The organism is Paenibacillus sp. FSL F4-0097 (genome assembly GCF_038593125.1).
Taxonomy (GTDB): domain Bacteria; phylum Bacillota; class Bacilli; order Paenibacillales; family Paenibacillaceae; genus Paenibacillus_AQ; species Paenibacillus_AQ odorifer.
In genome coordinates this window covers 295592-314686 of the sequence record NZ_CP151965.1, presented here as the reverse complement: position 1 = coordinate 314686, position 19095 = coordinate 295592, and the positions used below count along the sequence as shown (strand labels likewise).

12 protein-coding genes and 1 pseudogene are annotated in these 19095 nt (G+C 47.4%); 5 read left to right on the top strand and 8 right to left on the bottom strand.

Annotation, left to right across the window (positions count from 1 at the left end; all coding sequences use genetic code 11):
* Position 1: 1 nt before the first annotated feature.
* The 3 genes and pseudogenes from MHH86_RS01395 to MHH86_RS01385 form a co-directional block, all read right to left on the bottom strand.
* Complete coding sequence (locus MHH86_RS01395; protein ID WP_036687292.1) at positions 2-952, bottom strand: ABC transporter permease; 951 nt, start codon at positions 950-952, stop codon at positions 2-4.
* A 69-nt stretch (positions 953-1021) separates the two neighbouring features.
* Positions 1022-2638: an ABC transporter substrate-binding protein gene (locus MHH86_RS01390; RefSeq protein WP_076141416.1), complete on the bottom strand. Its 1617-nt coding sequence runs from the start codon at positions 2636-2638 to the stop codon at positions 1022-1024.
* Between the two features lie 127 nt (positions 2639-2765).
* Positions 2766-2926 (bottom strand): annotated as a pseudogene (locus MHH86_RS01385) (peptidylprolyl isomerase); the annotation flags it as partial.
* Between the two features lie 434 nt (positions 2927-3360).
* Between MHH86_RS01385 and MHH86_RS01380 the strand changes: the two are divergent.
* On the top strand, positions 3361-4938 hold the full coding sequence (locus MHH86_RS01380) for a glycosyltransferase (RefSeq protein WP_342479601.1): 1578 nt from the start codon (positions 3361-3363) through the stop codon (positions 4936-4938).
* 55 nt (positions 4939-4993) lie between these two features.
* Here the strand turns inward: MHH86_RS01380 and clpB are convergent, their stop codons facing one another.
* The gene (gene clpB / locus MHH86_RS01375) at positions 4994-7648 is read right to left on the bottom strand and encodes an ATP-dependent chaperone ClpB (protein ID WP_342479600.1); all 2655 of its coding nucleotides are present in this window, start codon (positions 7646-7648) and stop codon (positions 4994-4996) included.
* A gap of 162 nt (positions 7649-7810) precedes the next feature.
* Between clpB and MHH86_RS01370 the strand changes: the two genes are divergently transcribed.
* Positions 7811-8113 carry a hypothetical protein gene (locus tag MHH86_RS01370; RefSeq protein ID WP_342479599.1) on the top strand — a complete coding sequence of 101 codons (303 nt, stop codon included), beginning with the start codon at positions 7811-7813 and terminating at the stop codon, positions 8111-8113.
* Between the two features lie 709 nt (positions 8114-8822).
* Here MHH86_RS01370 and MHH86_RS01365 read toward each other — a convergent pair.
* Both MHH86_RS01365 and MHH86_RS01360 read right to left on the bottom strand, forming a co-directional pair.
* Positions 8823-9827: a J domain-containing protein gene (locus MHH86_RS01365; RefSeq protein ID WP_341032339.1), complete on the bottom strand. Its 1005-nt coding sequence runs from the start codon at positions 9825-9827 to the stop codon at positions 8823-8825.
* 176 nt (positions 9828-10003) lie between these two features.
* Positions 10004-10477, bottom strand: coding sequence for an Hsp20/alpha crystallin family protein (locus MHH86_RS01360; protein WP_076101144.1), 474 nt, complete (start codon positions 10475-10477; stop codon positions 10004-10006).
* A gap of 409 nt (positions 10478-10886) precedes the next feature.
* Here MHH86_RS01360 and MHH86_RS01355 point away from each other — a divergent pair, with 409 nt between their 5' ends.
* Positions 10887-12533, top strand: a complete 1647-nt coding sequence (locus MHH86_RS01355) for an SWIM zinc finger family protein (RefSeq protein WP_342479598.1) — start codon at positions 10887-10889, stop codon at positions 12531-12533.
* Complete coding sequence (locus tag MHH86_RS01350) at positions 12530-15550, top strand: DEAD/DEAH box helicase (protein ID WP_342479597.1); 3021 nt, start codon at positions 12530-12532, stop codon at positions 15548-15550. Before MHH86_RS01355 ends, MHH86_RS01350 begins: the two co-directional genes overlap by 4 nt.
* A gap of 49 nt (positions 15551-15599) precedes the next feature.
* On the opposite strand, the gene MHH86_RS01345 is transcribed toward MHH86_RS01350, so the two are convergent.
* Complete coding sequence (locus tag MHH86_RS01345; RefSeq protein WP_038568234.1) at positions 15600-16400, bottom strand: hypothetical protein; 801 nt, start codon at positions 16398-16400, stop codon at positions 15600-15602.
* 527 nt (positions 16401-16927) lie between these two features.
* Between MHH86_RS01345 and hflX the strand changes: the two genes are divergently transcribed.
* Entirely contained in the window at positions 16928-18193 is a 1266-nt protein-coding gene (hflX, locus tag MHH86_RS01340; protein ID WP_036687269.1) for a GTPase HflX, read from the top strand.
* 156 nt (positions 18194-18349) lie between these two features.
* Here hflX and MHH86_RS01335 read toward each other — a convergent pair whose 3' ends face one another.
* On the bottom strand, positions 18350-19078 hold the full coding sequence (locus MHH86_RS01335; RefSeq protein WP_342479596.1) for a protein-glutamine gamma-glutamyltransferase: 729 nt from the start codon (positions 19076-19078) through the stop codon (positions 18350-18352).
* Positions 19079-19095 lie beyond the last annotated feature (17 nt).

Genomic DNA, 19095 nt, shown 5'->3' with positions numbered 1-19095 from the left:
GTCACCTCGTTAATTTAATTCGTGGGTCCACGAAGCTATATAGAATATCCGCGACCAGATTGCCGATGATCAGCATTAAAGAAGAGAACAAAGTTATTCCCATAATTACGGGATAATCCATCCCTTTAACCGCAGTCATCCCTAAAGAGCCAATACCCGGCCATGAAAATACCGTCTCCGTTACAATTGCACCCGCCACCAGATCACCCATCGACATCCCGAGCAATGTAATTACTGGCAACAGTACATGCTTAAGCACGTGACGGAACAGAATCGTTGTCTTGCTGGATCCAAAAGCATATTGAATCTGCACATACTCTTCTTTTAGCTGTCCAATCGTACTAGAGCGGATGTATCGTACGTAACCGGCCAGAAATCCAAAAGCCAATACGGCGCAAGGCAGAATACCATGCTTCAATACATCAACCGCTGATTCCACACCAATGGTTCGCATCCCCATAATAGGCAGCAGGTGCAGCTTAATTGCAAATAAGTACATAAGTAATATGGCCAGCCAAAATAAAGGTACTGAAATTCCGATATAGGATAAAAAGTTAATTAGTTTATCCACCCAGCGGTTCCGGTTAGCTCCAGCAAGCAGACCCATCGGGATCGCCAACAGAACGGCTAAGCCGATTGCACTGCCCATCAAACCTGCTGTTGCAGGTAAACGTTCTAGAATTTGCTCCAATACAGGCTGATGATTCACAAGGGAATAACCGAAATTGCCCTGCAGTACTTCTTTGATCCATATAAAATATTGAATGTAGGCTGGCTTATCCAGCCCAAGGTTATGCCGGATGCGCTCAATATCATCCGCGTGCATATTCGGCGTAACGAAGGATAGTACCGGATCCCCCGGAGCCAGCTTAATCATCGCAAAGCACACAACCGAGACAAAAAACAGCATCGGCAGGGTTTGCAGTAATCTTCGGACGATAAGTTGTCTCATACGTATATTCTCCCAGTTCTATATCGGTAAAAAAATAAGCTGGATTGACCAGCTTATTTTTTCCCGTTCTTATTTAAGGTAGATTTTCGATAAATCTTCAAAAATAACGACAGGCTTCAAGACTGCTTCTTCTAGACCGCCGTAGTTCTTGGAGACAGCTACAATAGTCTTAGTATTAGCAATTGGATAAATCGGTGCATCATCAGCAATGATCTCTTGGATCTTCTTATAGATCTCACCACGTTTAGTCACATCTGCTTCTCCTGCACCATCATTGAACAACTTATCGACTTCAGCATTATTATAATGCGAGTAGTTAGAGTCTGCAGTAGATGTATACAAAATTCTGTAAGCATCAGGATCGTAACCCATAATATAACCTGCAATCGCAAGTTCAAAATCTGTTGAATTCATATCACTGAATTTCTGACCATATGCCGAGGCATCCATATTTTGCAGTTCAACTTCAGCGCCAATGGCCTTTAGCTTTTGCTGCACGTATAGTGAAATGGCTTCCTGAGCTTTATTACCGCTCGATACAATCAATCTCAATTTCAGATCGCTAACCCCTGCCGATTGCAGAAGCTCTTTGGCTTTTTCTACATCATTATCAAAAGAAGGTACGTCATTAGTATAGAACAATGCATCCGGAGTCAAAAAGGACTTCGCCGGGTCTGCATACTCGTTAGAAGTATAAGCAGCCTGAATGATTTCATCACGACTTAGGGCTAGAGACAAGGCTTGACGAACTTCTTTTTTAGCAAGAGCACCTCTATCACTGTTTGCATTGAACAACAGGTAGGACAATCGGCCTTCACTATAAGGCAGGATTTCGAAATTGTTCGAAGCCTCAATCGTTCCAACATCCTGTGGATCTAGATATTTAATGTTGATCTCACCATTCTGAAGTGCGAGATTCGCAGCATTCGTATCTTTAGCAATCCGGTACGTTATAGAATCAAGATGTGGTTTGCCACCAAAGTAGTTATCAAATCTCTCGAGCGTAACATATTCGCCTGCTTTGTATTCTTTAAATTTAAATGGGCCAGATCCAACCGGAGCAGCATTCTTGGTGCTTTTCTCTAGATCCGTCTCATTCTCAAAAATATGCTTTGGAATCGGAAATACTTGCACTAGTGTAGCTTCAAAAGCTGGGCTGACCTGCGGAAGCTTGAACTCTACAGTCAGATCATCCACCTTAACTGCCTTAACGGGTTTATCACCGATGAATAAGTTCGCTCTCAACATGCTGTTTTGCTTCTCATCGAGGATGCTATCAATCGTGAACACGACATCGTCAGCTGTAAGCTTTTCTCCGTCATGCCAAGTTAGTCCACTTTTCAGTTTCAATGTATAAGTCAGGTTATCTTCGGAAAGTGTCAGGCTGTCTGCCAAGTAGAAGGTCTTCTCTCCGTTATTCACTTGGAACAATGGCGCGTAGAGCGCTTGGTCAATCGTCAGACTGACACGATCACCAGCATAGTTCGGATTTAGAATGACAGGATCTGCAGCGACCCCAATAATTAAGTTGCCACCATCTTTTGGTTCAGTGCTTGCTGTCGATCCTTCAGTAGCCGTAGGCGTCTGATTTGTATTTGTGGAAGCGGCGTTATTTCCCCCGGAGCACGCGCTAATCAAAAATGTTAACAAAACCAAAGTAATAACTCCAGATAATCCTTTACGCATAAGTTTCTCCCCCGTGTCTATATTGTCTTTGTTTGTTTTTTATATTGTATATCGGGATACTAGGAATTACAATGGATAGCATTTCACATTAATGTAATATTGAGGGAACTGAAAATTCCGACCTTTTTCATGACTCATCCCCACGCTTTAAAGTATCCACATGGTCCATACCTGAAATGACTCTTCCGAATACAGTATGCCAAGGGTCGCAATACCCCCTTGGACAATAAATCCACGAACCACACGTTGGAAAGTCAGACCGTTATAAAAACCTTGATGGACCAGCTTCATCGTGACTACTCTCCTAAACTCTGTTCAGCCACCAATATGAGCTTCAGTCTTCGCTGTCTCTTCCGGTACGTATATTTCCTCAACATCCCCATCCAGTAGAGGTCGGTATTTACCTTTGCATCATACCAGAACACATCCGCACGAGGATTCATGGCCAGTAACAGATTGATTAACTACTGAGCTTTTAGTGGTGATTTATCCATAGTCTCATTCCTGTGCTCATCTGGCTGGCATTCTTATCTAATTATCCGGTAATTGTACAGCAGATCCATAAAAATTAATATATCTAAAAAGTTCAATTTATCCAACTCTCATTTCTCATTTACTATAAGAACTTTGCGAAATAAGGATTATTACTATCTAACTGTAAATATATTGAGAACATACCTATACCTCTCGGAAGAAAGGGAGAGTCCCCCAAGGAGGCCGCAATGAATAAGACACGCGTATTAATCGGCAGCCCGATCCATCAAAAGCCCAATGTGTTGCGAGAATTTCTGAATTCCCTGCTGCGCCTGAATATCGAGCAAATCGAACTGGATTTCCATCTGATTGATGACAATGATGATGAAGCGTCCAGCCGGTTGCTCCAGGAATTCAAAAGCAAGGGTGAGCATATTTTTATTCAAAGCTCCGGCTTTCACGATGCGTACATTCGCAATGATACGACCCACTTTTGGAATTCTGATTTAGTCTGGAAAGTCGCCAACTTCAAAAACCTCATGATTAACCGAGCGCAAACCCTGAACTATGACTACCTCTTCCTGATCGACTCTGACCTCATCCTCCACCCAGATACGCTAAGACATTTAATAGGGACGAACAAAGATATTATTTCAGAAGTATTTTGGACACAGTGGCAGCCAGATACCATGTTTCAGCCGCAGGTCTGGATGCATGACGAATACAATCAGTGGGAGATACTTCCCGGCGAAAAACTGCAACCCGAGGAGATCAACCGCAGATTTCATGAATTCATAGCCAAACTCCGCAATCCTGGAATCTATGAAGTGGGGGGTCTCGGCGCTTGTACATTGATTAGCCAGCATGCGTTAAAAGCCGGGGTAAGCTACAATCAGATCCGGAACATTTCATACTGGGGCGAGGATCGCCATTTCTGCATTCGTGCCGCGGCCCTTGGCATTCCACTATTTGTTGATACCCATTATCCTGCCCTTCATTTGTACAGAGATAGTGATTTGAGCAAGGTTGAAGATTTCATCAGAGAAACAACAGGGGTAAAAGCTGAATCGGCACCCACACCCATCGAGGAAAATTTCAATGAGGCTGCAGCTGCTCCTATAACCAAAAAGCGCCCCAAGCTAACCCTTACCATGGTTGTAAAAAATGAAAGCGGGCGCTTCCTGCGACAGGTTCTGGAGGAACACCGCAAATATATCGATGAGGCTGTCATTATTGATGACGGCAGCACAGACAATACAGCAGCTGTCTGTCTGGAAGCACTTGACGGCATTCCCGTTCATCTCGTGCATAATACCGAATCCAAGTTCAGCAATGAAATTGAGCTGCGAAAACAGCAGTGGGAGGAAGTCCTAAAGACAAATCCCGAGTGGATTCTGAGTCTGGATGCGGATGAGATCTTTGAAGCCAGCTTCGCGGAAAATATAGATACCTTGCTGTTTGCTGATGGGGTCGATCTGTTCTGCTTCCGCCTTTACGATTTATGGAACGCGAACCATTACAGGGAGGATACCTACTGGCGCTCTCATCTGAACTACCGCCCTTTTTTGCTTCGCTATAAAGAAGACTTCAACTATGTATGGAATGAATCCCCACAGCACTGTGGGCGATTCCCGGAAAATATCTTCGAGCTGTCTCATCAGCTAAGCAACCTGCGGCTCAAGCATCTCGGTTGGTCCAAAGCCGAGTTCCGGCTCGAAAAATATCTGCGTTATATGCTCCTCGACCCCGACGGCAAATACGGCTGGAAAGAGCAATATATGTCCATCTTGGATGAACAGCCTCATCTAATCCCTTGGGTGGAGTGAGGCTTACAATAAAAAGGACGTCCACAAAGCCGTTACGGTTTTGTGGACGCTTTTTTTATTCAGAACTCAATTCAGAACTCTGTGGCCCATCGACTTCTGGCTTCAGAATGGTTACCGCAAGCTCGTTGCCGGATTCATCTACCTGAATAACTGATCCCTCTGCGGCTTCACCAGCAATAATCGCACGTGCCACACGTGTCTCCAAGCTGCGCTGGATGAATCTTTTCAACGGTCTTGCCCCATACACAGGATCAAAACCTTCCTTAGCGATAAAACGCACCGCCGATTCAGTTAATGCCAGCCCGATCTCCCGTTCTGCCAGACGTAGACGCAATCCATCCACCAGTTTGTCCACAATTTTCTCGATCTCACCCAGTGTCAGCGGCTTGAACATTACAATGTCATCCACCCGGTTCAGGAACTCTGGACGGAAACGACCACTCAGTTCCTTCATCACTCTATCCTTGGCAGCTTCCGTAAGCTGACCTTTTTCATCGGTGCCTTGAATCAGATGCGGTGAACCGATATTGGAAGTCATAATGATGATTGTATTCTTGAAGTCAACCATTCGGCCTTGTGAATCAGTCAGCCGTCCATCATCAAGCAGCTGCAGCAGAATGTTAAACACATCGGGATGCGCCTTCTCCACTTCATCGAGCAGCACTACAGTATAAGGCTGACGCCGCACAGCTTCCGTGAGCTGCCCGCCTTCCTCATATCCAACATATCCTGGAGGTGCGCCGACGAGACGGGAGACACTATGCTTTTCCATATACTCCGACATATCTATACGGATCATGCCATCTTCGCGGTCAAAAAGAGATACCGCAAGCGACTTAGCCAGCTCAGTCTTCCCTACACCCGTCGGGCCAAGGAACAGGAATGAACCAATCGGGCGATTCGGATCTTTGATTCCTGCTCTTGCCCGAAGCACCGCATCGGCCACCAAGCTGACGGCTTCGTCTTGGCCCACTACCCGTTCATGCAGCGTATCCTCCAGACGCAGCAGCTTATCCCGTTCGCCTTCTACCAGTCGGCTAACCGGAACGCCGGTCCAGCGGGAGACAATATCTGCGATTTCCTCTTCAGTAACAGCCTCACGTAGCAATCTTGTATCCTGATCCTGCTGTGCCGCTTCTTCCGCTGCTTTCAACTGACGCTCCAGATCAGGAATAATGCCGTAGCTCAGTTCGGCTGACTTATTAAGATCATATTCCTCCTGTGCATCGACCAGATCCTTACGTGCTTGCTCCAGCCGTTTTTTGAGATCGCGAATCCCTTGGATGGCCGACTTCTCTTTCTCCCAGCGCGCCGTCATCCCTAGCTGCTTCTCCTTCAGGTCAGCGAGCTCGCGCTGCAATATTTCGAGTCGGCGTTTGCTGGCGTCATCAGTTTCTTTTTTAAGCGCCGCTTCTTCAATCTCCATCTGCATCAGGCGGCGGGTCACTTCATCCATCTCACCCGGCATGGAGTCTATCTCTGTGCGGATCATGGCGCAAGCCTCGTCCACTAGGTCAATCGCCTTATCCGGTAAAAATCGATCCGTAATATAACGATTGGACAATACCCCTGCGGCTACCAGGGCGCTGTCATGGATTTTGACCCCGTGGTGGACTTCAAACCGCTCCTTCAGACCACGCAAAATGGAGATCGTATCCTCTACATCGGGTTCGCTCACGAGCACCTGTTGGAAACGGCGTTCCAGCGCAGGGTCCTTCTCTATATATTTGCGATATTCATCGAGCGTTGTGGCACCGATACAATGCAGCTCACCCCGGGCCAACATCGGCTTCAGCATATTACCCGCATCCATCGAGCCTTCGGTTTTACCTGCGCCCACAATCGTATGCAGCTCATCAATAAAAAGAATAATGCGGCCGTTGCTTTCGCGAACCTCTCTCAATACCGCCTGCAGGCGTTCTTCGAATTCACCACGAAACTTCGCGCCTGCCACAAGTGAACTCATATCCAGTGAAAAAATCGTCTTATCCTTCAGACCCTCCGGTACGTCTTTGCGTACAATCCGGTGTGCCAAGCCTTCTACAATGGCTGTTTTCCCTACACCTGGTTCACCGATCAGCACAGGGTTATTTTTCGTTTTACGGGACAAAATCCGGATTACTCGGCGGATCTCGCCATCACGACCAATGACTGGATCAATCTTGCCCGCGCGAACCTCAGCTACAAGATCACGGCCGTATTTCTCCAGCACCTCATAAGTAGCTTCTGGCTCCCGGCTGGTTACCCGCTGATGTCCACGAATCTCAGCAAGCACCGACATCAGCTTCTCACGGGTCAGCCCACGGCGGACAAAAAGATCCCTTAGCTCACGATTCTCCCCGCTCGAATCTGACACCATGGCCAGCACAGCATGCTCCACAGAAACAAACTCATCCTGCATCTTCGCCGCTTCCTTCTCCGCCTGCTCCAGCAGATGAATCAGCGATTGCGAGGCGTAACGCCGTACCGTGCTTGCTCCTGACCCGCTGATGCTCGGCTTGCGTTGAAGCAATTCATCCGTGCTGCGCATCAGCTCAGCCACAGGGATATTCATCTTTTGCAGCAATCTTGGCAGCAAACCTTCTTGCTGCTGAAGCAACGCTTTTAACAGATGGAGATTATCGATCTCCTGATGACCGCTGTCTGATGCCAGCGACTGCGCCGCAGCCACTGCTTCCTGCAGCTTTTGAGTTAATTTATTGAAATCCATAGCTCTCTCACCTTTCTATTTAAGAGTGATTATATTAAATCGGCCTTTTTGGCCGGGGATAGGTTAATTTAGCGGGATTTATCCCGCTTATTTCGAGTAACTAGCCGTTTTGCGCTCATTCTGCGGGATTTATACCGTTCTTTTCGAGTAACTAGCCGTTTTGTGCTCAATCTACGGGATTTATACCGCTCTTTTCGAGTAACTAGCTGGTTTGCTCTCATTCTGCGGGATTTTTACCGTTCTTTTCGAGTAACTAGCTGGTTTGCTCTCATTCTGCGGGATTTTTACCGCTCTTTTCGAGTAACTAGCCGATTTGCGCTCATTCTGCGGGATTTTTACCGCTCTTTTCGAGTAACTAGCTGGTTTGCTCTCATTCTGCGGGATTTTTACCGCTCTTTTCGAGTAACTAGCCGTTTTGTACTCAATCTACGGGATTTATACCGTTCTTTTCGAGTAACTGGCTGATTTGCGCTCATTCTGCGGGATTTTTACCGTTCTTTTCTTATAACTAGCTGGTTTGCTCTCATTCTACGGGATTTTTACCGCTCTTTTCGAGTAACTAGCTGATTTGCGCTCATTCTGCGGGATTTTTGCCGTTCTTTTCGAGTAACTGGCCGTTTTGTGCTCATTCTACGGGATTTTTACCGTTCTTTTCGAGTAACTGGCTGGTTTGCTCTCATTCTACGGGATTTTTGCCGTTCTTTTCGAGTAACTGAACGCTTTGCGCCCAATCTACGGGATTTTTGCCGCTCTTTTCGAGTAACTGGCTGGTTTGTGCTCATTCTACGGGATTTATACCGTTCTTTTCGCACATCGAGCCCCATTCGACGCACTCTAAGGCACTTTTGCCTCTCTTTTCGCCAGACGAGCCCCATTCGTCACATTCTAAGGCACTTTTGACTTTCTTTTCGAACAACGAGCCTGATTCGGCACTTTCTAAGGCACTTTTGCCTTTCTTTTCGACCAACGAGCCTCATCTAGCGCTTTCTAGTACACTTTTGACTCTCTTTTCCCACCATAGTGCCGACTTTCACCGTTTGAGCGAAACGTTCATTTATAGTTAGTGGCTAAATAAGTTACTGTTCTGCAACTAGCATTCAATTCAGCCTTTCACCAATCAGAGTTGATCACAAACGAGTGAAATCACCTCACCTCTACCTCTTCTACCTATCTATTAATTACCCACTTTCGCCTTCTGCCGCTGGGTGCCAGTGTTTTGACGTTTAGCTCTGGCTTCGAAAGGGCTGGAGTCTGCCAGCTTTCGGTACAGATTTTTCTCCGCTTCGCTGGTGGGTTCAGGGATAACAATCTCAATACCAAATAAAATATCGCCGTTCGCACCATTCTCACGTTTTAAGCCCTTGCCGGGGATGCGTAGCGTTTTACCGCTCTGAATTCCTGCTGGAATCTTCAATTTCACGGCGCCGCCACCCGGTAATGGAACCTTCACTTCTCCGCCCAATACCGCTTGCCAAGGAGCAATTTCAACCATGCCATATAAGTCACCATCGCGAATCTCATAAATATCATGAGGAAGAATATGAAGTGCCAGCAGCACATCGCCACCCGGAGTGTTTCCCGCGATTTTAATAATTGTACCCTCATGGGATCTGGGCGGAATGTTCACATCCACCGTTTTGTCGCTGACCTGTACTCTTACAGTGGCGCCCTTATAAGCCTGCTCCAAGGTAATATCCAGCTGCGCCTGCATAGTACTGCGGGCCTCGCCCCACGGATTGCCATTCGCACGCCCCGTTCCACTTCCCGAGAAAAAATCAAAGCCAGCCCGATCCGCCGAGCCCCGATTTCCAAAAAACATCCCGAATAAATCTTCCTCCGAAATACCAGAACCTCCCGTTGAATAAGTCCCACCGTTCCAGCTTCCACTTCCACTTCCACCAAATTTTGAATCCCAAGAGGAGGCTCCACTCGCCGCCCCTCCACTAGCTCTGCCACGTTGAGCTCCATAAAGCAGCTCTTCATCGTAGAGTTTTCGTTTATCCTCATTACCAAGTACTTCATAGGCTTCAGCTGCTTCTTTGAATTTCGCCTCTGCCTCAGGGGCTTTGTTAACATCGGGATGCCACTTCTTGGCAAGCTTCTGATAAGCCTTTTTAATTTCTTGTTTAGTAGCTTTTTTGCTCACGCCCAAAGCATCATAATAGCTTTTACTAGCCACTCGTGCTTCCTCCTTTCCATACCTAATCTCATACCGACCACCATTGCACTCCGAGAAAAGACGCACCATAGCCGGAATCCTCCACTACAATGCGCCTTCTATTTCATAACACTATATTAAAAGCCCGCTGCCATCTCTAGAAGACTGAGCGGAAGTCCATTCCGCTTAATTTATGCTTATTCAGACTGCGAACCGGTAGAATTAGAATCTCCGTCTTGAATCTCGATGCGTTTACCTTGCATTTTTTGCCGTTTGGGAACTTCCAGCTTCAGCACTCCATCTTTCAAAGACGCGCGAATTTCTTCCTCGGCAATATCTTGAACATAGAATCTGCGCACATATTCACCATATCGGCGTTCTCTGCGTACAATCTGATGTTCATTGTTCTCCTCGGCATTTTCTTCCTTACGTACCGCTTTTATCGTCAAATAAGGACTGGCATAATCAATGTCGATTTCTTCTTTTTTCAAACCAGGAAGTTCAGCTTCAATCAGGTAAGCCTGCTCACTCTCATGAATATCTGTTCTGAAGGACATCGTGGAACTCTTAATCGGTGCAAAAAAATCATCATTAAAAACATCATTCAAAGACTTAGCCAGCATACCAAAAGCATCATCTCTACGTTTACCAAAAGGAACCATATCAAACATTATCCATTCTCCTCTCATTGACTTTGACTTTATTTGACCTATGACCTTATTATAGTCCCCTAACTGAGGAATAACAAAACCGATTTAAGCCGATTATCGCTCAAATTCAGGCGAATTAACTGATTTCACACGAGAAAATTAGTTCTTTTTATTTATTTGACCAATTTTGACCTTTGTTTGATCTTTCGTAAATGACACCTATATAATCATGACCCAACTTGCAGTACGATTATTATATGTTCAGACCTTCCGTTCAATACAAGCCATTAGCTTCTAATCATCTCCACGCCAGCTTTTAAACGGAGTTTCCTTACGAGCTATCAAAATTTAACGATTTAAAGATGAAGCCTGCAGAAGTGATATAATGAAAGACAAATAAAGACCATTTTCGTTACAGGAGACCAATTGTATGCAACCAACCTATGCTATGGATGATACGCAGTGGAGTAAGCTCATCCAAAATGTCGCCTATTATTTCGACGATCTTACCCTCAAGCGAGGGTTCCAATATTATAAACAAAATCGAGTGCAGCCGTTTACCATGACGGAGCCTCGTAAGATTAACGCTCTAGTTGAAGGTAGAGAGGATTACCGCGTCACCATTGATCTCGACGGCTTCACCAATTGTCATTGTAATTGTCCAGTATCAGGTCATTGCAAACATATGGCTGCTGTGCTGCTGAATTATGCCGAACAACAGAATAGATCTCTACAGGTTCTGGCCAACGCTAAAGCTGCATCCTTTTTGCCCAAAATATCAAGCACAGCAACAAATGCCTCTATTGGAGCCGATGCAACTCGTCAGCAGCAAATGAAAGAGATGGCCAACCGCATTGCTGGCGGAAAAATCACGGAGTGGCGGGAGTATTTTGAATTCTGTGTCTCCCCTTTAGCCCATACCACCCGAAATCCTGAATATGTGAGTCGGGCCTTGTCTGCAATCAATAAATTCAAACCGAAAATGCTTCCGGAAACGGAGAAGCTGTTCACTCTGCATGCTCATCTTTTCCTTTTGGAAAAGCTTGCTAAGCCTTCTGCGCAATCCGTCGGTCAGGCCGCTTACGCCCCTTCTCTTGGTTATTACACACAGGTAGCGGTCTCAGAGCTACAGGAAGTAATCACAGGTCTTTTAAAAAAGACACTTCCGCTGTCCCCCGAGCAAGAGCAGGATCTATGGCCATACGTCATCGATACTTTATCTTATCTGCGGCGCGAGATGTTGACGGAGTCACGGGATCGCTCACGGGATCAACCCTCTTTTTCTCTTAGCTATGATCTGCTGTGGAGAAATTGGATTTATCCGAATATAGGTGGAACTAAGCTTTACCTGAATGAAATCGAACAGCTGCAGCAAGCAGAAGGTGAATTAGGTGCTTCCCTTTCACAACATGCGTGGCTGTTAGCTCAGAGCCGTATGTATTACTATCTGATGGATGACCAGAAGGCTTGGGACTTATTGAATAAAGCGGCCGAGCGCCCGGGTCTCCATCCCGATGAGCTCATGAGCTTCACCTTTCCGCTGCTGGCTGCAGGGGACTGGTCCCGTTTGGTGGGTTGGCTTGCTCAAATCGGTCCACTGCTGAGCAGCAGACTCTATAATCTCAATAGCTATTCAACCAGTTGGGAAGAAGCTGTTCGCCACCTGCCTGAAGCTGAGCCGCAAATGTGGGATACACTAGCCACCATGTTACCTATCTCTGGCGAAGTCTATGAAGAGAAGCTAATCACCTATGAGAAATGGCAGACCTGGATGGATTATCAGCTGTCCATCGGTAAACAGCCCTCCGAATTTCGTGTCAAAGACCTCCAACCGGTGGAAAAGAATGCGCCTGAGGTTCTGCTGCCCTTTTACCATCAGGCCGCCGAAAGATTTGTGCTGGATAAGAACAGACATAGCTACAAAGCGGCTGTGAAATTATTGAAACGATTATCCAAGCTGTATAAAAAGCTGAAACAAGAAGAACGCTGGGAAGAGTTCCTCACTGCCTTCGCCATTAGGCATAGCAGGCTCCGTGCGCTGCAAGAGGAGCTTCGGAAAGGAAAGCTAATACCATGAACATGCATTTACGCACGCTGACCATCCGGCTTGCATTAAGCCAGTATGGCGATGCTTTAATATTTGGAATGAATGAGCGCGAAGATCTCGTGCCGGGCTTGCAGCTTAAGCAGCGGCTTTTCGCCTGGCATGAAGCGTCTTTTTATGGTACGGAGTTAACCGTGCAGCCAGCTGGCGAAGGCGTGGAGCTAGTGATTCTTCCTGCTGAGCAGGTCATCCCCTTCTTTGCCGAGCAGAAGCTTCTGGCGCATATCGAATGGAGCTGGGAGGGCGATGCCGCCCAGCTCACAGAACTGGCGCCACTTTTGGCAATATGTCTGGAGCACAAACAGTATATTCCCGACATCTCAGCCTACCGCGCCGGGAGGCTGCAATGGACTTGGGACGAAGGGGCTCTTGCGCAGGTGGCAGTGGACAGTGACACTGCTAAGGGAGCCCTTGAGGCGCTAAATGGCGGCAGCGAATTTAGCCGCGGATTACGTGCGGCGTTCTCTGCCGCCGTATCGCAGCGCTATTACAGCACGGAGGCCGAGGCCGGCGACCTCCGCAGCGAATTCCCGCTTCTCTTCGATAGAAGCGGAGCACTTGCAGCGGGCATGGATACCGCCGCGTGGCTTATCGCCATTGGCTGGAAGGCGGACACCGCGCCTTTCCGGCCCGCTCTACAGCTGCTGGAGCCCGATGAGGATGAATCCTATTGGCGGCTGCAGCTGATCCTTCAGGACAAGCGCGATGAATCCGCGCTTGTTCCCATCAGGCTCGCCGATAACGGCGAGCCGTACGGCTTGTGGCCGGCCGCGTGGTCGGCTCACGTGCATGAACGGGCCGCGGGATGGCTGGAGGGCCTCCGCGGCAGTCTGCCGCCCGAGCGCTTCGCGGCGGGCGGCGATGTGCTGGCCGAGCCGCTCAGCGATGCCATCGCCTGGCGGTTCTTGACGGCCGAGAGCCAGCGGCTGCTGGAAGCAGGCTGGCAAGTGCTGCTGCCGGCGTGGTGGGAAGCCGCCAGCCGGAAAAAGCCGCGCCTGCGCGCAAAGATCAGCTCCGGCGAAGACAAACGCAGCGGCGGTGAGTCGCTGTTCGGTCTCGATTCGATCATCGATTTCGATTGGCGAATCTCCATCGGCGACGCGGATCTCACTGAGGCCGAATTTGCCGAGCTGGTCGCAAGAGGGGAGCGGCTCGTCCGCTTCAAGGGCAAATGGGTCTCACTCGATCCGGCTCTGCTGGCGCAAATCCAAAGAGCCATGGCGGGAATGGACAAGTCGCAAGGCTTGTCCTTCCAAGACGTGCTTCAGCTCCACTTGCTAGGAGCTGGTGAAGAGGCAGACGCTGAAGCTACGGAAGAGCAGCTGCAAGAGGATGCCGCGCGTCTGCGTCTGGAGGTAGAGCTGAACGAGCATTTGATCAGCCTTATCGGTCAGCTGGGCCAGCGCTCAGAATGGCCTAAGCCGCCCGTACCTGCAAGCCTTAAGGCGGAGCTGCGCACCTATCAGCATGAAGGATTCGCTTGGCTGACCTTTCTGCGCCGCTTTGGGCTGGGGGCCTGCCTAGCCGATGATATGGGACTAGGCAAAACAGTACAGCTCATCGCCTATCTGCTACACATCCAAGAGAACACGGATGCAAGCTCAGCCCGGCGGCAGACCGACCCACCAGGTTGGCCTTCATTGATCATCTGCCCGACCTCCGTGTTAGGCAATTGGCAGAAGGAGCTGCAACGCTTCGCGCCTTCGTTGAATGTTATGCTTCATTACGGAAGCCGCCGTCTGGACGCAGGATTCTTCTATGGCGCAGCTTCGCAAGCCGATGTGGTACTCACCTCTTATGCGACTGCCGCGCTTGACCAGGAGCTGTTGAAGGAATTCACTTGGGCGACGATCTGCCTGGATGAAGCTCAAAATATTAAAAATGCCCAAACCAAACAATCCGCTGCTGTACGTAGTTTTCCAGCACTACACCGGGTTGCCTTAACAGGGACGCCTATAGAGAACAGATTATCCGAGCTGTGGTCCATTTATGATTTTATAACCCCAGGTTATCTGGGCAGCGCCAAGTCCTTTAATGACCGATTCACGAATGCTATTGAGAAGGAACACGACGCGAAACGTACAGCGGACCTACAAAATCTAGTGAAACCTTTCATGCTGCGCCGCAAGAAAAAAGACCCTAATATACAGCTCGATCTACCTGATAAAAACGAAATGAAAACCTATGTTCATCTGACTGCCGAGCAAGCAGCGCTTTACGATCAGACCGTAAACGGACTCTTGGAACGGATGAAGAAGCTGGAAGGCATTGAGCGCAAAGGGGCAATTCTTGGAGCTCTGACCGGGCTTAAGCAGCTATGCGATCACCCGATGCTTGTAACAAAAGAGGCTATCCCTGAACTGGATACGGACAACAAGCTGGATACCAGCTTTCTTATTAACCGTTCCTCCAAACTCGAAAGACTGCTGGATATGGTCAAGGAGCTGCGCGCGGAAGACGAGCGCTGCCTGATTTTTACTCAATATGTGGGTATGGGAAAAATGCTTCAGGCGGTTCTCCAGCAGGAGCTGAGCGAACCTGTCCTTTATTTGAACGGAAGCACCTCCAAACAGGCGCGCGACCGTATGATCGAGCGGTTTCAGACACCAGCCCCTGCTGCGGAAGATGGGTCTACACGCCCAGACGCACCGCCGTCTGATCAGCCGAATGTATTCATCCTTTCACTCAAAGCTGGGGGTGTTGGCCTTAACTTAACTGCAGCTAATCACGTATTCCACTTCGACCGCTGGTGGAATCCAGCGGTGGAGAATCAGGCAACTGACCGCGCTTACCGCATGGGCCAGACTCGTGATGTCCAGGTGCATAAGTTCATCGCCCTGGGTACACTCGAAGAACGGATTGATGAAATGCTGGAGAATAAGCAGCAGCTCAGCGACAATGTGATCTCCAGCTCAGAAGGCTGGATTACCGAGCTGTCCACTGAGGCTCTGAAAGATCTCTTTACCTTGCGTAGAGACTTAAATGACTAGCAAAAGGAACATTCGCGTAGATGCGAATGTTCCTTTTTCACAAGAATAATTACCATTGCTCGGACATTTTAAAGGTGACTGCGAGATCATCCCCGCCCGAGAGGGAGTTTACCACCAATGTGACAGGTTCATCATGGAACTCGTATGAGAGTCGCTCATTAAGCAAATTGACCGCCAGATTCGCATACGCACCAGAAATCCCTGATCCTGTACCTTGCATAATAACTTTTCCACCCGTGACCGTAGTGCAGGTATAGTTCACTAGCAGTGCCGTGTCCGTGGCAGGAATATTCGTAGTCGGTGTAGGATAATTCTCGAAGGTCCCATCAAGTGTCCCGCCTGCAAGGATCATATAGCGCACTGGTCTTTTGGACATAACATCTAAAGCCGCCGGTCGAATCTCAGCCGCAAGACCTTGTGGAATAGCAAAGCCGGGACGCCTCATAAAGCTGATTGCTGCGAAGTCAGTCGATGTAACGGACACGTTATCACGTATTTCCGAAGTTATCCGGCTCACTTGAAACACTTCAAGATCAACGGCGGTCCATACACCGTCCACATCAACAAGAAAAACCTGAATCTTCATCTGCTCCTGCGAATATACAAAATTAAATTGGAATAAATCCTCTACCATGACATAGGTCTTGCTTAAGGTCTCCTGATATTGCAGCTCAAATAACTCTTCAACAAAAATGGCCTGGGGACTGACACTATTGGATAAGCCCGTAATATAACAAAACGCGCCAGCCGATCCATTGTTAACAACTTTGATCACTACTTGATCTATTGGCCGAGTACCGTCGACAGGTAAATTAATAATGGTGTTTGTGGACAGAACAGGCAATGTCATCACACCTCCTATATATCAATTCATATATGATATGTAAACATTGTTTAGAATTATTGGATGTAATTAAAATACAAGAGATGTTCCAGAGCCTAAATAGAGATTTGCCACTAAATAACGAATGTGGTAAACTCGACTTAACTTTTTATGAACGGAGGGTTACGTGTGATAGACTTTATCCGAGTTAGAACTTTGCGCGGCTAATTGAATAGCGCTAAAGCTCTGCCCATGTGCAGAGGACTCAGGATTGGTCTACCCATTTTTAAAGGTAACCCGATAATTTAACAACAGCGTGTAGGGAGGATTCTCTTCACCTCCATTCCTTTAAGAATTGAACATCCATAGAAGCCGATTAGCCAACTGCTGCTCGCAAGGGATCAAAGTGCCTCTTCCCTGCGACTGGACTGTTGTTTAATTCATTCTACCTATGGAAGGCCCTAACTCTGACGTCCTCTAACGAACCGTAAGCACAGGCAGATTGCCTGTGTTTTTTTGCGTTTATTATTTACTATTGGAGGATGAATAAATATATGGAACAAATACGAGAAAAAGCAATTATAGTCGGTGTCCAGCTTCAGAACGAAACGAATTTCGCCTATTCGATGGAAGAGCTGAGCAATCTGGCAGCTGCCTGTGACCTTGAAGTCGTAGGAGAGCTTAGTCAAAAGGCAAGTCGAATTAACCCCTCCCATTATATCGGGACAGGTAAAATCGAGGAATTATCGGCACTTTTAGAAGCACACGATGCTCCTATTGTTATTTTTAACGACGAACTGTCACCTTCACAGATCCGCAATTTGGAGTCCGCACTGGACCGTCAGGTCATTGACCGGACCATTCTGATCTTGAATATTTTTGCGGAAAGAGCGAAGACCAAGGAGGCACAGTTGCAAGTTGAAGTAGCCAAGCTGCAATATATGCTGCCGCGCCTCACAGGTCTTCGTGAGTCGCTGGGCAGACAAGGTGGCGGAGCTGGACTTAAAAACAGAGGTGCGGGTGAAACCAAGCTAGAGCTGGACCGCAGAAGAATTGAAGAGCGGATCACTGCTTTACAGGTTGAACTGCAGCAACAAGTAGCAAGACGTCAAATCCAGCGGAAACAACGGCATAAAAATGAAGTTCCCGTCGTCTGCCTTGTAGGCTATACGAACACCGGAAAGTCCAGCTTAATGAATGTCATGGTAGAGACTTACCATCCAGGTTCCAATAAACAAGTATTCGCCAAGGATATGCTGTTCGCTACACTAGAGACATCGGTTCGCAGCATTGAGCTGCCTGATCACAAAACCTTTTTATTAACAGATACTGTCGGATTCGTCAGCCAGCTTCCCCATCATCTGGTCAAAGCGTTCCGCTCCACTCTTGAAGAGGTTACCGAAGCGGACTTATTGATTCACGTAGTCGATATTTCCGATCCGCAGCATCAACAGCATATGGCGGTTACGGATGAGACGCTTAAAGCACTCGGCGCTGACCAGATTCCAACGATCTATGCCTATAATAAGGCTGATCTGACTGATTTGCCTTACCCGCAAATTGAAGGTGACAATGTCTACCTTTCCGCCAAGCAAAATAGTGGAATGGCTGAACTTACCGCTCTGATCCGCAGCCATGTTTTTACGGACTATGTCCAGTGTGAGATTCTGGTTCCATTTGATCGGGGTAATGTAGTCTCATATTTCAACGAACATGCCCATGTTCAATCTACTAGCTATGAAGAAACAGGCACACGCCTTGAGCTGGAATGCAGAAAATCTGATTTCGAGAAATTCCGCAACGATTTTATTGAGCTATAACAAATTAGAAACGAAGTGGTAGTCCTTAATTAAAAAAGAGGGATAGAGTTTTTAGAGTTATCTGAAGCTCTATCCCTTTCTTTTGTGAATAAAAAAATGAACAATACAAAAGAGCCCTCTCTTTGCATTGCTCAGTAAGTATACAATAGGCAGACGCTAGATCTTATAAATATAGTTTCTAGACCCTATTCTTGAACATACAGTGTATCGGAAGCCTCTATTGTTGGCTGCCGGTAAAACCGTTCCTGCAGATAACCGCTGTAAGTAATTAAAGTCTGGATGCACCGATTCATCCGTTAAATAGGCCGAGATATCACTCCCATATACTCTTTCCTGATTCAGAGAGTCTATGATGATCTCTCCAGTAGTAATCCCTATGCCATGGCCGTAGAACAGATCATTTTCAAGCTTAATTGCATTCTCGCCCTGCCATTCTGGCTTGCTCGGAGCATGATCGGGATTCTTGAAATATACAACGTCTCCCCGCTGCGTGTGGTCCTTGTTGTAGTTTGTGATTAAGCGTAAATTCTCGTCATAATTCCAGTCCCATAAGAACAAGTCCTTAAAATACTTATTAAAGGCTCCTTCACCTATAGCTTCAATTGTCGCCCTATACAAAACAATAACCATGGCTGTCGCGCATTCGAAGGCATATAAATGTCCATTCCGAAAAATATCTTTAATCCCCACTGTGGGTTCCACGCCAGCGTTCAGCTGAAGTCCACCAATCTCCGTACGTGTCCAAAACAGCGGATTACAGCGGGAATCATCAAATGTTGCAAAATCCACTCCACTTTCATTTAAAGCTTCAGCCGATTCCACGATGCTTTCTCTCATTTTGCGCTCAAAGTCAAGGGCATCGGGTGAACGAACTTCCTTCACCATGCTTAGTCCCTCCAATG